We start from the raw sequence: 23,579 nt of genomic DNA on the forward strand, positions 1-23,579 counted from the left end.
CGCCTTGAATAAAATCAATTCGCTCTCTGTAAAGAGTAATTGCTGTGTTCTACCAATAACCAAACTAACGAATATTAATAAAAACAGACCAAAACTATGAAAAAAACCGTCCTTAAACAACGACTACTAATCCGAATTATGAAAATAACCTTATTTCAATTTGTTTTAGCCCTTGTCTTTTCAAGTGTAACAATAGCGAATAATATCAGAGGTCAAAAAAAACTGGACACAAAGGTAACTATTACCGTGACCGATTTGAACTTAGATACAGCGCTGACTAAACTTGAAAAATTGGCTCATGTGAAATTTTCGTACAATTCGAGAATGTCACAATTGAATCAAAAAGTAAGTGTTTATGCTAATAATGAAGCATTGTCAAGTGTGCTGACGCGCATTTTAAAACCACTAAAAATTAATTATACCGAAGTAAGCAATCAAATTATTTTACAAAAGGAAGGAATTACCAAAGCTGGGATTAATGGAGAAGTTTTCTCGACTTTAAATCAAAATACAATTGCCGAAATCATTAAAGGCCGTGTAGTGGATGAAAAAGGGGAATCTTTACCTGGCGTAACTATTCTTGTAAAAGGAACTACAAAAGGTACAACAACTGATATAGATGGTAATTATACCATTAGTGCTGAAATTGGAGACGTATTGCAATTTTCTTATGTGGGACTTGAAACTAAATCGGTAACAGTAACAGGAACTACATTAAACGTTACTTTAACGGGAAGTGGCGAAACACTACAAGATGTTGTTGTGATAGGTTCACGTAATCCTGCAAGAACTGTAACAGAATCTGCAGTGCCTATTGATGTGATTTCTATGAAAGACATTGCTTCACAAGGTCCGCAAGTTAACTTAAATCAAATTTTGAACATGGTTGCGCCATCGTTTACATCAAATACTACGACTGTAGCTGATGGAACGGATCACATTGACCCTGCACAATTAAGAGGTTTAGGACCAGATCAAGTATTGGTATTGGTTAACGGAAAAAGAAGACATACTTCTTCTTTAGTAAATATTAATGGTTCACCAGGAAGAGGATCGGTAGGAACTGATTTAAATGCTATTCCTGCTTTTGCTATCGAAAAAATTGAGGTTTTGAGAGATGGAGCGTCTGCACAATATGGATCTGACGCTATTGCGGGTGTAATCAATATTAACGTAAAGAAAAACACCAATAAATTAGATGTTGCTCTTTTTGCCGGAAGTAACTTTTCTAAAAATGCAAACGACCACACAGGAGGGAATGACGGTAACAACTACCAACTAGATTTAAACTACGGTACTGGTCTTGGCAAAGAAAAAAGTTTTATTAATGCAACAGCTAGCTTCCAACTTAGAGATGCTACAAGCAGAGCAAAAGAGGTTACTGGCAACTTATTCAACGCATACAATGCTGTAGAACAAAGAGCTGCTGAAGCCGGAACAAATATCAATGCTTTATTTGGAAACATAACGAATACTCCAAATACAACACAAATACTTACCACAATAAAACAGTATGCTCCACAAGTGGGTTATTTTACAGGCGCACAACAAACAGCAATACTTGGCGCAACAAATATTTCACAAATGCAAACCGCATTGAACTTTGATGCTACAGCAGGTGAATTAGCATACAGAGGTCTTGAAAGAAACAATTTCAATATGAGAGTGGGTCAATCTTCATTGCAAAGTGCTCAGTTCTTTTTGAATGCTGCTTATCCAATCAATGATAAATTGGAAGCCTATGCTTTTGGTGGAACCAGTTATAGAACCGGAGAAGCAGCCGGTTTTTACAGAAGACCTAATCAAGCCAGATCATACACGGGATTGTATCCAAACGGATTTTTACCAGAGATACATTCTACAATCAACGATATCTCAGTTGCTGCTGGTCTTAGAGGTATGCTATTCAAAAATTGGAATTTTGACTTAAGCAATACCTTTGGAAGAAATGCTTTTGATTACAATATCGAAAATACAGTAAACGCCTCTTTAAGGGAAAATTCTCCAACTGAATTTGATGCTGGTGGTTTGGCTTTCGCCCAAAACACAACAAATTTTGACATAAACAGAAAATTTGATGTTTTGGAAGGATTAAACGTTGCCTTTGGTGCGGAATACCGTCATGAAAACTTCACAATCAATGCAGGTGTACCAGATTCATACAATCTATATGACATCAATGGAGGTGTTGTAACTGGAACAACTCCTGCCAATATTAAGGTAACTGATTTTTACGGGGCAACCAGACCAGGTGGCGCACAAGTTTTCCCAGGTTTCAGACCTGCAAATGCTATTGACAAAGGGCGTAATAGTGTTGCTGTTTATACTGATTTAGAACTAGATGTAACCAGTAAATGGTTAGTAAATGGAGCAGTTCGTTTTGAGAATTATTCTGATTTTGGAAACACCACTAATTTTAAATTAGCTTCCCGTTACAAAATAACAGACAACATCAACTTACGTGGTGCCGTTTCAACAGGGTTTAGAGCACCATCATTACACCAAATTTATTTCAATTCAACCGCTACACAATTTGTAGGTGGCGTACCATTTGAAGTTGGAACTTTCAGTAATGATTCGCAAGCGGCACAATTATTAGGAATTCCTAAATTGAAACAAGAGGAATCGCAAAGTGCAAGTATTGGGTTTACTGCAAAAATTCCAGCTGCCAATATTACTTTTACTGCTGATGCATATGTTGTAAAAATTGAGGACAGAGTGGTTCTTACAGATCAATTTTCAAGACCGGGTGGAACTCCTGCAGCTGGATCGCCAAATGCAATTTTGAATGCATTATTTGATACTGCAGGAGCAACTGCAGCGACTTTTTTTGCTAATGCAATTGACACGGAATCAAAAGGAATTGATGTTGTAATAAGTCATAAAACAAGTTTTGGAAATAACGTCTCTTTAAAAACTGATTTATCAGGGACTTTTTCTAAAACCTACAGAGTGGGAGAAATTCATGCTTCCCCAGTATTAGAAGCTGCGGGTCAGGTAAACAGATACTATTCTGAAACAAGTAGAGTATACTTACAAGAAGCAATTCCTAGAGTAAAAGCTAATTTAACCAATTCTCTTTCTTATAAAAAATTCGATTTCTTCTTGAGAAATGTTTATTTTGGTAAAGTAACGGATCCAAATACTGCAGACGTAAATGGAGATGGAAGAGTTGAAGGTATTATAGTAAACGGTCAAGCGGTAGAAGTTGAGCACCCAATTTGGGGTGCAAAAATCATTACTGATTTATCCGTAGGTTTTAAAATTACCGAGGCAGCGAAAATTGTTATTGGTGCCAATAATATTTTTGATATTTATCCAGATCTAAATCTTGGAACACAAACTGCAATCAAACCTAGATTAGTATCAGGAGCTATTGATTATACAGCAGCCCCAGCGACAATAGATTTATCAAATGCCAACCAGTTTGCGTATTCCAGAAACGTGTCTCAATTTGGTCAAAACGGTCGTTTCGTTTTTGCCCGATTAAGCTTCAGTTTCTAAGAATTATTTTTTTATAATAGAACCATCCTGCTAAAACAGGATGGTTTTTTTTGGCTTAAACTTTGGTAAAAAAAGAATCCAAACTTTGTACCTTTGCAGCTCTAAAACTTTGCCACTTAATCAAATGAATTTCCAAGTAGTATCAGATTACCAGCCCAAAGGCGACCAACCACAAGCGATTGAAAAATTGACTCAGGGAATTATTGATGGTGATAAATTCCAAACCCTTTTAGGAGTTACCGGATCCGGAAAAACATTTACGGTGGCCAATGTGATTCAGGAAGTACAAAGACCAACATTAGTTTTGGCACATAACAAAACTTTAGCGGCACAATTGTATTCAGAATTCAAGCAGTTTTTCCCTAATAATGCCGTAGAATATTTCGTTTCCTACTACGATTACTACCAACCAGAAGCTTTTATGCCCGTTACCGGCGTTTTCATTGAAAAGGATTTATCCATCAATGAAGAACTGGAAAAAATGCGAATGTCAACAACTGCTTCGTTGCTTTCCGGACGAAGAGATATTTTGGTAGTGGCATCGGTTTCGTGTTTGTATGGTATTGGAAATCCTATAGAATTTCAGAAAAACTTAATTCCAATTGAGAAGGGACAAATCATTTCCCGAACCAAATTATTGCATCAACTGGTGCAAAGTTTATATTCCAGAACTGAAGCCGATTTTAATCCTGGAAGTTTCAGGATAAAAGGAGATACAGTAGATGTCTATCCAAGTTATGCCGATGAGGCCTACCGAGTTCATTTTTTTGGTGATGAAATCGAGGAAATTGAAAGTTTCGACACAAAGAATTCTCAGGTTATAGAAAAATTTGATAGACTGACAATTTATCCGGCTAATATGTTTGTGACTTCCCCAGATGTGTTGCAGGGTGCTATATGGGAAATTCAACAGGATTTAGTGAAACAAGTCGACTATTTCAAGGAAATCGGAAAACATTTAGAAGCAAAACGATTGGAAGAACGTACCAATTTTGATTTGGAAATGATCCGTGAACTCGGTTATTGCTCCGGAATTGAAAATTATTCCCGTTACCTTGACGGCCGTTTACCAGGAACAAGACCTTTTTGCTTGCTGGATTATTTTCCTAAAGATTATTTAATGGTGGTAGATGAAAGTCACGTAACACTTTCCCAAGTTAGTGCTATGTATGGCGGAGACAGAAGCCGAAAAGAAAATTTAGTGGAATATGGTTTCCGACTTCCTGCAGCAATGGACAATCGCCCTTTGAAGTTTGAAGAATTTGAAGCGATGCAAAATCAGGTGATTTATGTTTCAGCAACACCAGCCGATTATGAATTACAAAAAACCGAAGGTGTTGTTGTAGAGCAAGTGATTCGTCCGACAGGATTGTTGGATCCAATCATTGAAATTCGACCAAGTTTAAACCAAATTGATGATTTAATTGAAGAAATTCAGGTTCGAGCCGAAATTGACGAACGTGTTTTGGTGACGACTTTAACCAAAAGAATGGCAGAAGAATTAGCCAAATATTTGACAAAAGTCAATATTCGTTGCCGTTATATTCACTCTGAAGTAGATACATTGGAACGAATCGAAATCATGCAAGATTTACGAAAAGGAATTTTTGATGTGTTAATTGGTGTAAATTTACTTCGTGAAGGCTTGGATTTACCGGAAGTTTCATTGGTAGCAATTTTAGATGCAGATAAAGAAGGTTTTCTACGAAGCCACCGTTCGCTTACGCAAACAATTGGTCGTGCAGCAAGAAACTTAAATGGAAAAGCGATTATGTATGCTGATAAAATTACGGCAAGCATGCAAAAAACCATTGACGAAACGAATTATCGCAGAACCAAACAAATTAATTACAATACTGCAAATAATTTGGTTCCACAGGCCTTAAATAAAAAAATCGAGAGCGCCTTTACCAAAAATCCTTTAGCAGATTATGAATTGGGTTACACTTTGAATACTGCAGCGGAACCTATAATAGAATATTTATCAAAACCGGATATTGAAAAACGCATTCGTGAAAAACGAAAAAACATGGAGAAAGCGGCAAAAGAATTAGACTTTATGCAGGCGGCAAAATTACGTGATGAGATAAAAGCGCTGCAAGGACAATTGACTTAATTATGTTGTTCCTGAAAAACATTCAATAAAATCTCGCCATCAATAATTGCATTTGGTGCTTCATTCATCAACTTAAGAATTCGTTTTGTAGCTATTGGATTAAGTCCCATATCAATAGCTATTTGCTGAATAGTAGTCATTTCTTTTTCATGTAAAATTCCATCACTATACATTAACAAGGCTAATCTGTAAAATTGTTGTATGCGTAAAAACTCCGATTTAATAGGTAATTGTGGTAACTCCTGATGAAATAAATCTTTAAAAATATCTATTTCGAAACTCAACTCATTAGCAATAATTGCTAGAAAATCATATTCTCTCTTATGCAGATGTCCATCAACAGTGGAAAAGGCAATCATCTCCAAAAGTAAACTCCTCTTTTCTTCGAATGTATTCATCAAATTATTATTTTTAGCTAAAATATTATTTTTAAATCAAAACACAAAACTAATAATGATTCGACCACTGCTCCTATTGCTACTTTTCTTTTTTACAATAGCAAAAATTACTGCTCAGGACTCTAAAGAGTCGAGACAAAGTACAGCTTCAAAACAAGTTTCTACTTTTACTATTGAAGCACCACAACTTCAGATGGAAAAGAAAATCTGGGTGTATTTGCCTGAAAATTATTTAACGTCAAAAAAGAAATTCTCAGTAATTTACATGCACGATGCTCAGAATTTATTTGATGCTAAAACTTCTTATTCGGGTGAATGGAATGTAGATGAAAAACTGGACAGTGTAAAAGCACAAGTTATTGTTGTAGGAATCGAACATGGAAAAGACAAACGAATCGATGAATTAACACCTTTTAAAAACGAGAAATATGGTGGTGGAAAAGCAGACAGTTATTTAGAATTTATCGTAAAAACATTAAAACCACAAATCGACAAAACATATCGAACCAAAGCTAAAAAGAAAAACACTATTATCATGGGAAGTTCACTCGGGGGTCTCACATCCTATTATGCTGTTTTAAAATACCCTGAGATATTTGGAAAAGCGGGTGTGTTTTCCCCTTCATTTTGGTACAGTAAAGACATTTATAATCTGACTGAAAAATCCAAAAAGATAAAGTCTAAAATCTATTTCCTATGTGGAGATAATGAAAGTGACGATATGGTTTCAGATTTGAACAAAATGGAATATTTGTTAAACTCAAATAGATGTTACTGCCTTAATTTGAATGAAAAGAAAATTATAAAAGGCGGACAACACAATGAAAAATTATGGCGTGATAATTTTGTAGAAGCAATGTTATGGCTTGGTTATTAAATCTATTGTTTAAAGAAACTCAATTAATTTTAAGTATAAAATCAGATTCAAATGGAACTAATCTTAAGAGAATACAACCTCAAATTAAAACATACATTCACAATTTCCAGAGAATCGATCGACTTTCAGCCTTCTTTGATTGTGGAATTAAAAAGTGATGGTTTTTCAGGCTTTGGCGAAGCAACTTCTAATCCGTATTACAAGACAACAGTTCCGGTTATGATGCAGGATTTAGAAAAAATTCGCACTATAATCGAAACCACTGCAGATGAAACTCCGGAAAAATTTTGGGCAAAGATTCATCCATATTTAAAACACGATATGTTTGCGTTATGCGCTTTGGATATGGCATACAATGATTTGTATGCTCGTAAAAAAGGAAAGAAATTGTATGAGTTGTGGAATTACACCACCGAAAAAAACCCATTGACAGATTATACTATTGGTATTGCTTCCATCGAAAAAATGGTTACCAAAATGAAGGAATTGCCTTGGCCGATTTATAAAATAAAGTTGGGAACCAAAGAAGATATTGCTATTGTTACCGAACTTCGGAAACACACCAATGCCATTTTTAGAATAGATGCCAATTGCGGTTGGGGAGTGGAAGAAACCATAAATAATGCCATCGAGTTAAAAAAATTAGGTGTAGAATTTCTGGAACAACCCATGAAAGCTGACAATTGGGAAGGACACAAGGAAGTTTTCAAACACTCGGTTTTACCAATAATTGCTGACGAAAGTTGTATTATAGAAGAAGATGTAGCCATATGTCACCATCATTTTCATGGCGTAAATATCAAATTAGTAAAATGTGGTGGACTAACTCCTGGAAGGCGAATGATTCAGGAAGCCAAGAAATTAGGATTGAAAACGATGGTGGGTTGTATGACCGAATCTACCGTGGGTATTTCTGCGATTGCACATTTATTGCCACAACTGGATTATGTAGATATGGATGGCGCATTGCTTTTGAAAGAAGATATTGCAACCGGTGTGACTATAGATTTTGGAAAAATAAACTATTCTGAAATCAATGGAACTGGAGTAACTTTAATTTAAATATAAATGAAAGTCAACCAATTTCCGGATCGAACAATTGAAATCGAAAATGAAGAATATCTCTATTTTGGAGGAACTGCTTATTTGGGTTTACCAACGCATCCCGAATTCCAAAAACTGCTCATCAAAAATATTTTACAATGGGGAACTGCTTATGGAAGTTCCAGAAGTGCCAATATTCAACTATCTGCTTATGAAAATGGAGAACGATTTTTAGCCAATTACATTAAAGCGGATGCTGCACTTACAGTTTCTTCCGGCATGTTGGCGGGAAAATTAGTTGTTGAAGTATTAACACCTCAAACCGATTGTTTTTTTCATTTTCCGGATACACATCCTGCGATAAAAGTGTCTAATAGTCTTCCTTTTTTTATTGGAGAAAAATTAAATTCTCGTTTGCTGGATAACGCAACTGAAAAAATTACGATTCTAACTGATTCGGTTCCTTCATTTCATATAAAACCAATCGATCTTTCTATTCTAAATTCGATTCCGTCAAATAAAGAAATCACTTTGGTTATTGACGAATCGCATTCACTTGGAATTTTAGGAACGAATGGTTGCGGGATTTTTTCGACAATCAATCTGCCCAATATTAAAAGAAAAATCATGGTGTCATCTTTAGGGAAAGCTTTTGGATTGACGGGAGGCGTAATTGCCAGCGATTCTGAATTTATTAATAATATGGCAACTCACGATATTTTTGTTTCCAGTGCCGGAATGAACGCAGCATTTGTTCAGACAATGGCTGATGCGGACAGTATTTATTTGCAACAGCATCAAAAATTAAAAGACAATCTGAACTATTTAGATACTCATTTAATTAAAAACGAAGCAGTTCATTTTGATCCCAATTATCCGCTAATTTATCCAAAAATAGAAGGTCTTAATGGTCTTTTAGCAACAAATAAAATTATTGTAACTAATTTTAAATACCCAACTGATACCCGAGATTTAAATAGAATTGTAATTACTGCCAATCATAAAAAAGAAGATTTGGATACAATAATTCACATTCTGAACCAAAACCAATTCTAAATCTAAAATTGTGGTGCAATTGCTTTTAAACCGTACCTTTGTAAAAAATTAGAATATGATGACAAATAACGATATCTTTAAAAAACTTCGTGTAGCTTTAATGTTACGTGACGATCAAATAGTTGAAATATTAGAATTGGTGGATTTTAGAATCACTAAATCAGAATTGGGTGCTTTTTTCCGTGATGAAAAACATGAAAATTATATGGAATGTGGTGACCAAGTGTTGCGTAACTTCCTAAATGCATTGGTAATTCACTTGCGTGGAACGAAAGAAAATCCAAAAAATCCAAATGATGTTTTAGCTAAACACAAAGCTCAAATTCCTGTAAAAGAAGGAGCTTCAGAAAGAACTGAATTTAAAGCAAAGCCAAGAGACGAAGAAAAATCAAGAGGTGACGAAAGTCCTTCAAAATCGAAGCCTGCTGCTAAGAAACCATTCAAAAAACAATTTACAAAAGGAACTCCAAAAGTTCAAATAGTGGAGAAAGTGAAATTTAATTTCGGTAAGAATAAAAAATAGCAAGATGTGCAGATCTGTACGTCTCTACAAAATTAAACAAAAAATCCTGAGCTTTCACTCAGGATTTTCTGTATATTTATTCATCATTACTAATTTATCCTTTCAAAAATGAAATGTATTCTAACCTTCGCTATATTATTTGTTACTGCCCTATTTTTTGGACAAAACAATAAAGCTGAAGAACCAGCCATGTTTATTGATTCAAAATTAGTTTCGACAAATTCAATGGAATACATCGACCCAAATGAAATTGAATCTGTAAATGTTATCAAAAAAGACACCACAATAAATGGTACTGTATACCATGGTCAAATTTACATTATTTCCAAAAACCCCAAAAAATATGATTTTATAAGTTTGGAACAAATTAAATCTGGATTTACCAAAATCAAAAGTAACGATGTCATTTATATGGTAAATGGTGCATTAATAAAAAACAATATTGAGACTTTCAAATTGGACCGAAACTATATTTTAGAAGTTGAAGTCACCAATTCAGAAACATTTTATAATTTAAGAAAAAGCGATATTAAATTTGACATCATTAACATCTTGGGGAAAACCAAAGAGAATTTAGACACTAAAAATAACATTATTTTAAGAGGCCAAGAAAAAATCGGTGTTAAATAGATTTTATTTTCAATGTAATTTAATATTGCTCAAATCCAATTTAAGAACTACAGCTTAACATCGAACATCCTACTTTGTCTCTGGCCCAATCGGGTCTTTTGGCAAACCATTTTTGTAAATTTGGTTGTTCGTCATAAGGATTTTTAAGCATTTCAAACAACTCATTTAACAACGAATAATCTCCCTTATCTGCGTCATCAATACACAATTGCGCCATATAATTTCGCAATACATATTTTGGATTTACGAAATTCATTTGCTCTTTTCTTGCAGAATCTGAAAGTGTTTCTTCATTGATTCGAATACTGTACTTCTCAAACCAATTGTGCCAATCTTTCAAGATAGTTTCATTCAAATCCTTTTCGTTATAAAAAGCATCTTTTATGGTATTGAAAGCTGTTATTGCCGTATCAGCTTTAGCAACATTACTTAAATTTCTAAAAAAAATGGTCATATCAGTTTCTACCTTTTCAAGTAGCGCTGTCAAACTCTGAATTAAAACAGCATCTTCTTCTTTTTTGATTTGTAAACCGAGTTTATTTTGCATCATATTCAAATACTCCTTTTCGAAATCTGTACTAAAAGCATCCAAAATAGCTTCAAGAGGTTTCGCATCCTGAATTAAAGGGTACAAAGCATTCGCCAACTGATACAAGTTCCAGAGCGCAATTTCAGGTTGATTGCCAAAACGGTATCTCTTATGCTGTCTATCGGTTGTATTTGGAGTCCAACTGGAATTATAATCTTCCAACCAACCGTAAGGTCCATAATCAATGGTAATGCCGTGAATAGACATATTATCGGTATTCATAACTCCATGAACAAAACCAACGCGTTGCCAGTGCACAATCATGTTGAGTGTAGTTTGGGTTACTTCTTGAAAAAAGGCTAAATATTTTTCGACATCTTCTCCTTTAATATGAGAAAAATGATGTTTGATGGTGAAATCTGCTAGTAATTTGAGATTAACATGATCTTCGCGGGAAGCAAACAATTCAAAGCTACCAAAACGGATAAAAGAAGGAGCCACTCTACAAACGATTGCACCTTTTTCGTAGGCAGGATTTCCATTATACAATACATCACGCAGTACTTGATCGCCAGAAAGCATTAGTGAAAGCGACCGTGTTGTTGGAACACCCAAATAATGCATCGCTTCGGCACACAAATGCTCTCGTATAGAAGAACGCAAAACTGCAAAACCATCGGCTGTACGGGAATATGGTGTAGGCCCTGCTCCTTTTAGTTGTAAAGTGTAGGTATTATTTTCATGAACGACTTCGGTAAGATTAATAGCACGACCGTCTCCTAATTGTCCAGCCCAATTACCAAATTGATGTCCGGCATAACTCAAAGCATACGGTTTCGTGCCAGGATAAACAGTATTCCCTGAAAAGGTATTTAAAAAACCCTCTGAAAGTATATCTTCTTGAGATAATCCTAAAAAATCAGCCACTTCTACTGAAGCGTGAATTAAGGAAGGATTCGAAGGCTGTTTTGGTACTACATAAGAAAAACAAGCTTGCTCAACCTGTCTCGGAGTATTGATCTCACTTGGGTCGGCAGGTAATTCTGCGGTAAAATTATTTTGTATATGAAGTTTCATTTGGCAGCAGATTAATATAAACTAGAATAATTAAGACTAGTACACTACAAAGGTATTCGATACCGTACACATAATTGAATTCTTATGATAACTTTATTTTATAACCAAAATCATTTTATTTATAAACACCAAAAACTCAATTTATAGTTTCATCGACAGTATAAATTTATTCCACAAAAAAAACCTGTTCGCCACGGCGAACAGGTTTTTTTAATATATAACAATTTTCTAATTAAGAAAGTGCCGCTTTTACTTGGTCAGCTGCTTCTTGAAATTCAACAGCAGATAAAATTGGCATTCCTGAATTATCAATTAATTCTTTTGCAATAGCTGCATTGGTACCTTGTAAACGAACAATGATTGGTACTTTAATTGCATCACCCATATTTTTGTAAGCATCAACAACTCCTTGTGCCACACGGTCACAACGAACGATTCCACCAAAAATATTAATCAAAATAGCTTTTACGTTAGGATCTTTTAAGATAATACGGAAAGCTGTTTCAACACGTTTTGCATCAGCAGTTCCACCTACGTCAAGGAAGTTTGCAGGCTCAAAACCAGCATACTTAATCAAATCCATAGTTGCCATAGCTAAACCAGCTCCGTTCACCATACATCCCACAGTACCATCAAGATCTACATAGTTTAAACCTACTTCTTTTGCTTCAACTTCGATTGGGTTCTCCTCACGAACGTCACGCATATCAGCATATTTCTTTTGTCTGTATAAAGCATTATCATCGATATTTACTTTAGCATCTACAGCCATAATTTTATTATCAGATGTTTTCAAAACCGGATTGATTTCAAACATCGAAGCATCAGATCCGATATATGCATTGTATAAAGAATCGATAAATTTTACCATTTCTTTAAAAGCATTACCTGAAAGACCTAAATTAAAAGCAATTCTTCTTGCTTGAAAACCTTGCAATCCAACAGAAGGATCAACTTCTTCCGTAAAAATTAAATGTGGAGTATGTTCCGCAACTTCTTCAATATCCATTCCACCTTCAGTAGAATACATAATCATGTTACGACCTGTAGCTCTATTCAATAAAACAGAAACATAAAACTCAGAAGTTTCACTTTCACCAGGATAATAAACATCTTCAGCAATTAAAACTTTGTGTACTTTTTTACCTTCAGCAGAAGTTTGAGGCGTTACCAATTGCATTCCAATGATTTGTGTTGCAATTTCTTCTACTTGTTGTAAGTTTTTGGCAAGTTTAACTCCACCACCTTTACCTCGTCCACCTGCATGAACTTGGGCTTTTACAACATACCAACTTGTACCTGTTTCAGTAGTTAATTGTTTTGCAGCAGCAACCGCTTCTACTGGGCTATTCGCAACAATTCCGCGTTGAATGCGAACTCCGTAGCTAGCTAAAATCTCTTTTCCTTGATATTCGTGTATGTTCATAATATAGAATTTGTCTGGATTCTGAATTTATTTCAGAATAAAAGTGGCACAAAAATAGCAAAATTCATCTAAATAGAGAAATCTTTTTTCCTATTTAAAACTAAGACAACATTAGGTAGAAAATAAATGAAATTTATGCCTGCATTTTTCAATTCTTTATGATGTGATATTATACAGAATTTAAGAAACAAAAACCACTATAACGATTGAAATCGTAATGCCAAAAAAGACTATTTGTAGCCTATTATTACTGTTTTATCCATTTAAAAATAAATCGCATTGTCAAATTATCAATTTCAAGGTATTTAAATGATAGTATTGATTATTATCCAACCTTTTTCTTTTTTTACCATAAAAATATAACCAATACTGCATTTTTGATGTGTTATATTTATTGAAATCTTTAATTTTGTAAAAAAATATTAAGCATGAAAGTTAAAGAACAAGGCCTTTATTTGCCCGAATTTGAACACGACAACTGTGGCGCAGGATTTATTTGTAATTTGAATGGAATTAAGTCTAACGATATTATCCATAAAGCACTCGATATCTTAATAAAATTAGAGCATCGTGGTGCCGTAAGTGCTGATGGAAGAACTGGAGATGGAGCAGGAATTCTATTTGATATCCCTCATGTATTTTTTAAAAAAGTATGTGATTTTGAAATTCCGGAAACGAGAGAATATGCAGTTGGAATGGTTTTTATGCCAAAAAGTATCAATCAGGTTACTTTCTGTAAAACAACTTTTGAAGCTTCTATAAAAGATCAAAATTTAAGTATCTTAGGATGGAGAGATGTTCCGGTTGATGTATCTAATTTAGGTCAAATTGCTGCCGAAAAAGAACCCACCGTAAAACAAGTATTTGTCGGAAAAAATGGTTTGGACCTTACCGAGCAACAATTTAACGCTAAAATGTTTGCTGCCAGAAAAATTGCTGAACATACAATTCGAAATTCAAGGATTTCAGAAAGCCATATGTTCTATTTTTCCAGTTTTTCAACAACAACTATTATATACAAAGGTTTATTGATGCCAGAAGACATCAGCCGATACTATACTGATTTGTTAGATGATGACTTGGTAACCAGATTAGCTTTGGTTCACCAACGTTTTTCTACCAATACATTTCCATCTTGGGAATTGGCACAACCATTTAGATACATGTGTCATAATGGTGAAATCAATACACTTCGTGGTAACATTAGCCGTATGCGTGCTCGTGAAGAATTGATGAAAAGTGATGTTTTTGGCGATGATATCAAAAAATTATTCCCAATTATTTTAGAAGGAAAATCAGATTCTGCTTCAATGGATATGGTAATTGAACTGTTATTGATGACAGGTCGTTCTTTGCCGGAAGCCATGATGATGGTTGTTCCTGAAGCTTGGGAAAAACACCAAACGATGTCAGCAGACAAAAAAGCGTTTTACGAGTATAATGCTTGTATCATGGAACCATGGGATGGACCAGCTTCTATTCCGTTTACAGATGGTAATGTGATTGGTGCTTTATTGGATAGAAATGGTTTACGTCCATCTCGTTATACGCTTACCAAAAGTGGTTTTGTGATTATGTCTTCAGAAATTGGTGTTCTTGATATCAAACCAGAAGATGTAGTACAACACGGTCGTTTAGAACCTGGAAAAATGTTTTTGGTTGACATGAACGAAGGTCGTATCATTGAAGATGACGAGATCAAAAATTCAGTTGTTACAAAACGACCATACAAGCAATGGTTGGATGAAAATCTATTACAATTAGCCCAGATTCCTTATACTGACAATCCAATTCCTGTAGAGAATGTTGATTTCGAAACAAGACAAAGACTCTTTGGGTATACGCTTGAGGATTTAAAAACAATCATAAACCCAATGGGAGCTGAAGGTGCAGAGGCATTAAGTTCTATGGGAAATGATACACCACTAGCCGTTTTATCAGATCAACCACAACTTTTATACAACTATTTCAAACAGTTATTTGCTCAAGTTACTAATCCTCCTTTGGACGGTATTCGTGAAGAAATTATTACTGATATCAGTTTAGCGATTGGTGGAGATTATAACATCTTTGACATTGTTCCAAAACATTGTAAAAAATTAAAAATACAAAATCCAGTAATTTCAAACGAGGATTTAGATAAAATAAGAAATATTGATCATGCTGATTTCAAATCAGTAACTATTTCTACATTATACGATATAGAAAAAGGAGTAAACGGATTAGAACGCGCATTGGAAAGAGCGGTTCAGGCGACTTTCAGAGCAGTTTCGGAAGGTTGTAACATTGTAATTATTTCGGATAGAGGAGTAAGCGAAAAAATGGCTCCAATACCAATGTTATTGGCGTGTTCTTACATTCACCATTCTTTGAATATTCTAAAATCACGTTCGAAATTCGGAATCATAATCGAATCCGCAGAACCTCGCGAACCACATCATTTTGCCTTATTATTTGGTTACGGTGCCAGTGCTATCAATCCATACATGGTGAATGAAATTATTCACAATCAAGTAAATGAGGGTTTCATCACTGGTATTAAAGCAGATTATGCCATTAAAAACTACAATAAAGCTATTGCAAAAGGGATTCTGAAAATCATGAATAAAATTGGCATCTCTACTTTACATTCGTACAGAGCGGCACAAATTTTTGAAATTTTAGGGTTAAATAAAACATTCACTTCTAAATATTTCCCATATACTCCTTCCAGAATTGAAGGAATTGGTTTGATGGAAGTGGAAAAAGAAATCAAAAAAAGATACCAAAAAGCATTTCCAAATTCAGAAGTTGCAAGTTTATTGCCATTAGAAATTGGAGGTATTTACAGATGGAGAAGAAACGGGGAAAAACACATGTTTAACCCAACTACAATCTCTAAATTACAACAAGCGGTTCGTTTAAACAGTCCAGAAAGTTATAAGGAATACTCAACTATGGTTAATGACCAAAGTGAAAACTTGATGACCATCAGAGGTTTATTTGAATTCAACAACTTAGATCCTATTTCAATTGACGAAGTGGAACCGTGGACCGAAATTGTAAAAAAATTCAAAACTGGTGCCATGTCTTATGGATCTATCAGCCAAGAAGCTCATGAAAACTTGGCGATTGCCATGAATAGAATTGGCGGGAAAAGTAATTCCGGAGAAGGAGGAGAAGATTCTACACGTTTTCAAAAAGACCTTAATGGTGATTCTAGAAATAGCGCCATCAAGCAAGTGGCTTCTGGAAGATTTGGAGTTTCTATCAACTATTTGACAAATGCAAAAGAGATTCAAATAAAAATGGCTCAAGGTGCAAAACCTGGAGAAGGTGGTCAATTACCCGGTGAAAAAGTAGTGCCTTGGATTGCTGCAGTTAGAAATTCAACGCCTTATGTTGGATTAATTTCTCCTCCGCCACACCACGATATTTACTCTATTGAAGATTTATCACAATTGATATTTGATCTAAAAAATGCCAATCGTGAAGCTAGAATTAATGTAAAATTAGTTTCTGAAGTGGGTGTTGGAACAATCGCTGCCGGTGTTGCTAAAGCAAAAGCTGATGTAATTTTGATTTCAGGATACGACGGAGGAACTGGAGCCGCACCATTAACTTCGCTGCAACATACAGGTATTCCTTGGGAACTTGGTTTAGCCGAAGCACAACAAACTTTAATCTTAAATGATTTAAGAAGTCGTGTTGTTTTAGAATGTGACGGACAATTAAAAACAGGACGTGATGTGGCTATTGCTGCTTTACTTGGAGCTGAAGAATTTGGTTTTGCGACAGCACCTTTAGTAGCGTCTGGTTGTATTATGATGAGAGCATGCCACTTGAATACGTGTCCCGTAGGTATTGCAACGCAAGATCCTGAATTGAGAAAGAATTTCAAAGGAACGCCGGAACACATCATCAATTTTATGTATTTCATTGCAGAAGAGTTGAGAGAAATCATGGCACAACTAGGGTTTAGAACATTAAAAGAAATGGTGGGACAATCACAAAAATTGAATGTCAACAAAGCGATTAAACATTATAAAGCAAGCGGATTGGATTTATCTTCTATCCTTTATAAACCAGAAAAAGCAAAAACAGTTCCAAACCATAATACGACTACACAAGACCATGCTTTAGACCATGTACTTGATTTTGAAATTATAAAAGCGGCTATTCCTTCTATTTATAGGAAAGAAAGAACCAGAGTTACTTTTAAAATTAAAAATACGGATCGTTCTGTTGGGGCGATATTAAGTAATGAGATTTCAAAAATATACGGTGCACAAGGTTTACCCGATGATACTATATTAGTTGATTTTGAAGGCTCTGCCGGACAAAGTTTTGGTGCTTTTGCTACAAATGGTCTATCATTCAAAATACATGGAAACTGTAATGATTATTTAGGAAAAGGACTTTCCGGAGCAAAATTAATTATCAAAGTCCCTCCTGCTGCCACTTTCAAACCTGAAGAAAATATTATTATTGGTAACGTAGCACTTTATGGAGCTATTACTGGAGAGGCCTACATCAATGGTATGGCTGGTGAACGTTTTTGTGTGAGAAATTCTGGAGCAACAGCAGTTGTAGAAGGAATTGGAGATCATGGATGCGAATATATGACTGGAGGAACTGTAGTAGTTTTAGGTAAAACAGGAAGGAATTTTGCTGCAGGAATGAGCGGTGGTATTGCTTATGTTTTTGATCCAAATAAAAAATTTGATGCTACATTATGTAATATGGAAATGGTCGCTTTTGAAACATTAGAAGAGAATGACTTTGCTAAACTGAGACGTTTGATAAAAAATCATTCTATGTACACCAATAGTCCTTTGGCAAAAAGGATTTTAGAAGATTGGGAAAACCAACGCAACCATTTTATCAAAGTAATGCCTACTGATTACAAAAAAGCATTACAAAGATTAGCCGAAGAAAAACAAATTGAAGAACTACTAGCATTATAGTTATGGGAAAGATAGGAGGATTTAAAGAATATACGAGAACCGACGAAAGTAATGTTGCAGTTCTAGAAAGAGTATCAAATTATAAGGAGTTTACAATTCTGTTACCCAAAGATAAAATCAAAGAACAAGGGTCAAGATGTATGGATTGTGGTATTCCTTTTTGTCACAGTGCCTGTCCATTAGGAAATTTGATTCCAGATTTTAATGACATGGTGCATCAAGAAGAATGGGAAAGTGCCTTGGAGATTTTACAATCAACAAACAATTTTCCTGAATTTACAGGTCGTTTATGTCCTGCACCATGTGAAAAATCATGTGTATTAGGAATTATAAGCGAGCCGGTAGCAATCGAAAATATTGAAAAAAACATCATCGAAAGAGGCTTTGCTGAAGGTTGGATAAAACCACAACCACCAGAAGTTAGAACAGGAAAAACGGTAGCTGTAATAGGCTCTGGTCCTGCTGGTTTAGCGGCTGCACAACAATTAAATCGTGCAGGACACACTGTTACGGTTTTTGAAAGAGACAATGCTATAGGAGGATTATTACGTTATGGAATTCCAAATTTCAAATTGGAAAAAGGGATTATCGACAGACGTGTTAAAGTACTAGAAGCTGAAGGAATTACTTTTAAAACTAATGTAAATGTTGGCGTAAACTATAGTGTTGAAGAATTGAACGCTTTTGATTCTATCGTATTGTGCGGTGGTGCCACTGAAAGAAGAAGTTTACCTACCAAAGGAATAGAAAGCAAAGGTGTTGTTCAAGCAATGGATTTTTTGACACAACAAACTAAAGTCTTATATGGTGAAACAGTTGCTGATCAAGTAATGGCTACCGGTAAAGATGTGATTGTTATTGGTGGTGGAGATACAGGTTCTGATTGCGTGGGAACATCAAACAGACACAAAGCAAAATCGGTTACTAATTTTGAGATTTTACCAAAACCACCAGTTGGAAGAAGTGAAACTACTCCTTGGCCTTTTTGGCCTTTACAATTAAAAACATCCTCTTCACATGAAGAAGGTTGTGACAGAAACTGGTTAATCAATACCAAAGAATTTATTTCTAATGGAAAAGGGGAATTAACAGGATTGAAAACCGTTGAAGTGGCTTGGAAAATGACTCCGGGACAAAGACCTGAATTGATAGAAAAAGAAGGATCAGAAAAAATCTGGCCTTGTGATTTAGCTTTATTGGCACTTGGATTTACAGGTCCTGAAAAAACATTAAGTGATCAATTAGGATTGGAAGTAGATTTTAGAAGCAATTATAAAGCGACCAATTATCAAACAAATGTACCTCATATATTTACTGCAGGCGACATGCGAAGAGGACAATCGTTAATTGTTTGGGCAATATCTGAAGGTCGTGAAGCTGCCAGAGAAGTCGATAAATACTTGATGGGTTATACCAATTTACCTACCAAAGGAAATGGTGATTTACCCAATTTATAGTTCTGAATAACATTTTATAACCCTTGACAGAAATTATTTGTCAAGGGTTATTTTTTTTTATAAAATTTAAAATAAATGTTTAATTTATAACTTTTTGTTACAATTTGTTAGAATTCATTCATTAGCTTGTGGGACTAAATAAAGAATAATAAATTTGCTCAAAATTAATAATTATGCAATCAAAAGACTTAGTACAATTAGCAGAACAATTTGGCAGTCCATTATACGTTTATGATGCCGAAAAAATACAATCTCAATACAATAGATTAACAAAAGCTTTTTCAAAGGTAGATAAGTTACGCATCAATTATGCAATGAAGGCTTTGTCGAATGTTGCAATACTTCAGTTATTAAGAGAAATGGGATCAGGGTTAGATACTGTCTCAATTCAAGAAGTATTATTAGGGCTTCATGCCGGCTATGAGCCAGAAAAAATATTTTACACCCCAAATGGCGTTTCATTAGAAGAAATTGAAGAAGTTACAGCTATGGGAGTTCAAATAAATATTGACAATTTGTCGATATTAGAGCAATTTGGCACAAAATATCCAAATGTTCCTGTATGCATCAGAATAAATCCTCACGTGATGGCAGGCGGAAATGCAAATATATCTGTCGGTCATATTGATAGTAAATTTGGTATTTCTGTACATCAATTACCTCATTTGGTTCGTATTGTTGAAAACACAAAAATGAATATCGTAGGTATTCACATGCATACCGGCTCCGATATTTTGGACATCGAAGTATTTTTATATGCAGCCGAAATCTTATTTGATGCTGCTAAAAATTTCAAAAATCTTGAATTTTTAGATTTTGGAAGCGGATTTAAAGTGCCGTATAAAAAAGACGATATCGAAACCGACATTGAGGAACTAGGTAAAAAATTATCCAAAAGATTCAATGCTTTTTGTGCCGAATACGGAAAAGAATTAACGTTAATATTTGAACCAGGGAAATTTTTAGTAAGTGAAGCAGGTTTCTTTTTGGCTAAAGTTAATGTAGTTAAACAAACTACTTCGACAGTTTTTGCAGGAATAGATAGTGGTTTTAATCATTTGATTAGACCAATGTTTTATGGTTCACAACATCATATCGAAAACATATCACACCCAAAAGGGAAAGAACGTTTTTACTCCGTAGTAGGATACATTTGTGAAACCGATACTTTTGCTAATAATAGAAAAATAGCAGAAATAAAAGAAGGCGATATTTTATGTTTTAGAAATGCTGGAGCGTATTGCTTCTCGATGGCATCAAACTACAACTCTAGATACAAACCAGCCGAAGTATTATGGTTAAATGGTGAAGGACATTTAATCAGAGCACATGAAACCTTTGAAGATTTATTAAAAAATCAAATTCCGTTGCCGGTATCAGCCGCTACAGTTTAAAACAAAAAAACCCATTCGCAAAACGAATGGGATTTTTTTAATAATGACAATACTATTTATTTTATATCTAACAACGTTTCCAAAACTTCAGATTCAGTTCCATTAGGAAATGGAATCTTCAACATTTGCGAAAGCGTAGGTGCAATTTGAGTAATATATTTTTTAGTGTGCAATTCTCCTTTTGGCACTTGCCATCCATAAAAAAGTAATGGTACATGGGTATCATAACTGTTAGGTGATCCGTGAGTAGTTCCGGTAGGTTGGTATTGCATGTAACCCGTCTTATCAAGTATAACTATATCACCATTTTGTTTTGGATCGAAGCCCTTTGAAATAAAACTCAAAAAATAATCATCACCTGATGAAGCTAAAATTTCTTCTTCAGTGTACACTCTTTTAACTTGTTCTTGGATCATCAAAAAATCTTTGAAACTTTGTTTTACTTTCGTCAATTCTAAGCCTTTTTGTTTTATTATTTCTTTATTGAAAAAAAGATTAAAGTTAGAATAATCCAATATTAAATCAGCACCAAACGTTTCGTTAGAATGTTTTTTTAATGCTTCAACAATGTCTTTCGAAGGAATATTTTTTACATTGTATTTATTATCTTTTAGGTAATTTGGATTTTCAGCTCCAGCGTGATCCGCAGTTAAAAAAAGTAAATAATTATCCTTTCCAACCGTTTTATCTAAATAGCTTAAAAACTGAGCCAAAGTTTGATCTAAACGCAAATAAGTATCCTGTAATTCCATAGAACGCGGTCCAAAAGTGTGTCCTACATAATCCGTTGAAGAAAAACTAACAGTAAGAAAATCTGTAACATCATCTTTCCCTAAGTCTTCTTTTTCTATAGCTATCATCGCTAATTCTGCCAAAATATCATTCCCAAAAGGTGTCGTGCGCAAAACATCAGCACCTTTTTCTTTGTATATCTTACTTAAATCATATGGAAAAATAGGTGGGTTTGCTTTATCTAATTTCCCTTCATATGGATTATCGTCAGAAAGACTTTCGTTATAAGTAGCAGCTGGCTTCAACAAATCCCAACCTGTATTGATATAGTTCATATATCGCTTTTCTTGGTTGAATTGCGTTACCCAAGCTGGTAATGTAGAACCATAAAAAGTACTAGAAATGAAGGCTCCAGTCTTACTGTACCAAAATGCCCAATTAGCAAAATGACCCGCTGGTAAAATAGCACCACGGTCTTTTAGACTCATCCCGATTACTTTTCCTTTAAAATTAGTAGCCATACGCAATTCATCAGTAATGGTGGTGCTTAGCAAGTTCTTTGGAGACATTGCACCCTCCTTTTCTGTACCATCACCTATTGTTTTTACAGTAGCGTCATCTGTACAATACATATCTTTTCCTATAGCTTTATTAAACCAATCATTCCCCACAATACCATGAGTAGAAGGGGTTGCTCCAGTATAAATACTCGCATGACCCGGTGCAGTATAAGTGGGCACATAATTGTAATGCATGTTATGAAATGTATACCCATTATTCATTAATCTTTTAAAACCATTTGCAGAAAAATCATCTGAAAAACGATACAGATATTCCATTTTCATTTGGTCTACCACTATACCCACCACTAATTTAGGACGTTGCTGAGCTTGTGAGTTCAAAGACATAATAAATGCCAAAAACAAAATAATTTTTTTCATATTATATTTTTATATTTAAAACAAAAATACAACATAAAGATTAATCAAACTCTGAACAAATACTTCAGAATAATAAATAAATCTATTCTTAACCCATCAAAAAAACACACCTAAAGTTAATTAAAAATTGCAAGCGCATATTTTACTTGCAATTGCAAAATGAAAGACTAAATTTGAGTAGATTTCTAAATAAAGTAATTATGGAAATGTATGACAATAAAAATACTGCTCAAAAATCATTCGATGAAAATTATTTATCAGAAGAATTATTACAGGCACAATGGGCGGAATTTATAGAACTAAAGAAAGTAATTGCGGAAATATACCTTAAAAAAGGAAGTCCAATAACCATCTTAGACATCGGAATTGGTAATGCTCGAATAGTAAAACATTTAAGTGCAATTCCCGAAATGTGGAATATGGTTAAATTCTATGACGGTACTGATAATGCCGAAACATGTGTTAATTTATCACGTAACACAGCAAATGAATTAAATATAGAAGATAAAGCGACCGTTTATTTTTTAGATGCTGTAAAATTAAATCAATTACAAAAGCAGTATGATTTGATTATTACAACTTGGTTTACAGCAGGTAATTTTTATCCTGAAAACTTCCCTTTTCAAAATTATAATTTATTATCCGAAAAAATTGATTTATCAAAAAATGAAAAATTTGATACTATTTTCACCTTTGCCTATAAAATGCTGAATGCTAATGGAGAAATTTTAATTGGAGCCTGCTATATTGACAACGAGAATACGAGAAAAAAGCAAGAACTATCGTATCAGAAAATGGGAATGACTGTAATAACTGATGCCAAAGATAGTTTTACAGCTACTAAAGAAAGATTTTGGTCACAAAGATTTACAAGAGAAAAAATATATCAATATTTTAGATTTGTAAAACGGAAAAAAATATCATTTACC

Annotated in this window: 15 protein-coding genes; 11 read left to right on the plus strand and 4 right to left on the minus strand. The window is 34.4% G+C overall.

Annotated elements, in window-relative coordinates; all coding sequences use genetic code 11:
* Positions 1-96: 96 nt before the first annotated feature.
* Together E0I61_RS15655 and uvrB are read left to right on the plus strand one after the other, a co-directional pair.
* Positions 97-3,504 (plus strand): TonB-dependent receptor, encoded by a 3,408-nt coding sequence (locus E0I61_RS15655; protein WP_235832142.1) that lies wholly within the window; start codon positions 97-99, stop codon positions 3,502-3,504.
* Between the two features lie 124 nt (positions 3,505-3,628).
* On the plus strand, positions 3,629-5,620 hold the full coding sequence (gene uvrB, locus E0I61_RS15660; RefSeq protein ID WP_132072591.1) for an excinuclease ABC subunit UvrB: 1,992 nt from the start codon (positions 3,629-3,631) through the stop codon (positions 5,618-5,620).
* On the opposite strand, the gene E0I61_RS15665 is transcribed toward uvrB, so the two are convergent.
* Positions 5,617-6,018 carry an excinuclease ABC subunit B gene (locus E0I61_RS15665; protein ID WP_132072592.1) on the minus strand — a complete coding sequence of 134 codons (402 nt, stop codon included), beginning with the start codon at positions 6,016-6,018 and terminating at the stop codon, positions 5,617-5,619. The genes uvrB and E0I61_RS15665 overlap by 4 nt on opposite strands.
* A 55-nt stretch (positions 6,019-6,073) precedes the next feature.
* On the opposite strand from E0I61_RS15665, the gene E0I61_RS15670 reads away from it, so the two are divergent.
* The 5 genes from E0I61_RS15670 to E0I61_RS15690 all read left to right on the plus strand — a co-directional run bounded on the left by E0I61_RS15670 (position 6,074) and on the right by E0I61_RS15690 (position 10,148).
* Complete coding sequence (locus E0I61_RS15670) at positions 6,074-6,895, plus strand: alpha/beta hydrolase (protein ID WP_132072593.1); 822 nt, start codon at positions 6,074-6,076, stop codon at positions 6,893-6,895.
* 51 nt (positions 6,896-6,946) lie between these two features.
* Positions 6,947-7,957 carry a dipeptide epimerase gene (locus E0I61_RS15675; RefSeq protein WP_131998111.1) on the plus strand — a complete coding sequence of 337 codons (1,011 nt, stop codon included), beginning with the start codon at positions 6,947-6,949 and terminating at the stop codon, positions 7,955-7,957.
* 6 nt (positions 7,958-7,963) lie between these two features.
* On the plus strand, positions 7,964-8,995 hold the full coding sequence (locus E0I61_RS15680; protein ID WP_131998114.1) for an aminotransferase class I/II-fold pyridoxal phosphate-dependent enzyme: 1,032 nt from the start codon (positions 7,964-7,966) through the stop codon (positions 8,993-8,995).
* Between the two features lie 58 nt (positions 8,996-9,053).
* A complete protein-coding gene (locus E0I61_RS15685) occupies positions 9,054-9,518 on the plus strand; it encodes a DUF1456 family protein (protein ID WP_131998147.1) in 465 nt (154 codons plus the stop codon).
* Positions 9,519-9,626: 108 nt separating this feature from the next.
* Complete coding sequence (locus E0I61_RS15690; RefSeq protein ID WP_131998117.1) at positions 9,627-10,148, plus strand: hypothetical protein; 522 nt, start codon at positions 9,627-9,629, stop codon at positions 10,146-10,148.
* 40 nt (positions 10,149-10,188) lie between these two features.
* On the opposite strand, the gene E0I61_RS15695 is transcribed toward E0I61_RS15690, so the two are convergent.
* Both E0I61_RS15695 and sucC read right to left on the minus strand, forming a co-directional pair.
* Entirely contained in the window at positions 10,189-11,754 is a 1,566-nt protein-coding gene (locus E0I61_RS15695; protein WP_131998120.1) for a protein adenylyltransferase SelO, read from the minus strand.
* Positions 11,755-11,986: 232 nt separating this feature from the next.
* Positions 11,987-13,180 (minus strand): ADP-forming succinate--CoA ligase subunit beta, encoded by a 1,194-nt coding sequence (gene sucC, locus E0I61_RS15700; protein ID WP_132072594.1) that lies wholly within the window; start codon positions 13,178-13,180, stop codon positions 11,987-11,989.
* A gap of 428 nt (positions 13,181-13,608) precedes the next feature.
* Here sucC and gltB point away from each other — a divergent pair, with 428 nt between their 5' ends.
* The 3 genes from gltB (at position 13,609) to lysA (ending at position 20,977) form a co-directional block, all read left to right on the plus strand.
* The gene (gltB, locus tag E0I61_RS15705; protein ID WP_132072595.1) at positions 13,609-18,126 is read left to right on the plus strand and encodes a glutamate synthase large subunit; all 4,518 of its coding nucleotides are present in this window, start codon (positions 13,609-13,611) and stop codon (positions 18,124-18,126) included.
* A gap of 2 nt (positions 18,127-18,128) precedes the next feature.
* Complete coding sequence (locus tag E0I61_RS15710) at positions 18,129-19,583, plus strand: glutamate synthase subunit beta (protein ID WP_132072596.1); 1,455 nt, start codon at positions 18,129-18,131, stop codon at positions 19,581-19,583.
* 173 nt (positions 19,584-19,756) lie between these two features.
* On the plus strand, positions 19,757-20,977 hold the full coding sequence (gene lysA, locus E0I61_RS15715) for a diaminopimelate decarboxylase (RefSeq protein ID WP_132072597.1): 1,221 nt from the start codon (positions 19,757-19,759) through the stop codon (positions 20,975-20,977).
* 56 nt (positions 20,978-21,033) lie between these two features.
* On the opposite strand, the gene pafA is transcribed toward lysA, so the two are convergent.
* Positions 21,034-22,650, minus strand: a complete 1,617-nt coding sequence (pafA, locus tag E0I61_RS15720; protein ID WP_132072598.1) for an alkaline phosphatase PafA — start codon at positions 22,648-22,650, stop codon at positions 21,034-21,036.
* A gap of 173 nt (positions 22,651-22,823) precedes the next feature.
* Between pafA and E0I61_RS15725 the strand changes: the two genes are divergently transcribed.
* The coding region (locus tag E0I61_RS15725) for a hypothetical protein (protein ID WP_132072599.1) at positions 22,824-23,579 on the plus strand (756 nt) is incomplete at its 3' end.

Source organism: Flavobacterium ranwuense, assembly GCF_004349315.1.
Lineage (GTDB): Bacteria > Bacteroidota > Bacteroidia > Flavobacteriales > Flavobacteriaceae > Flavobacterium > Flavobacterium ranwuense.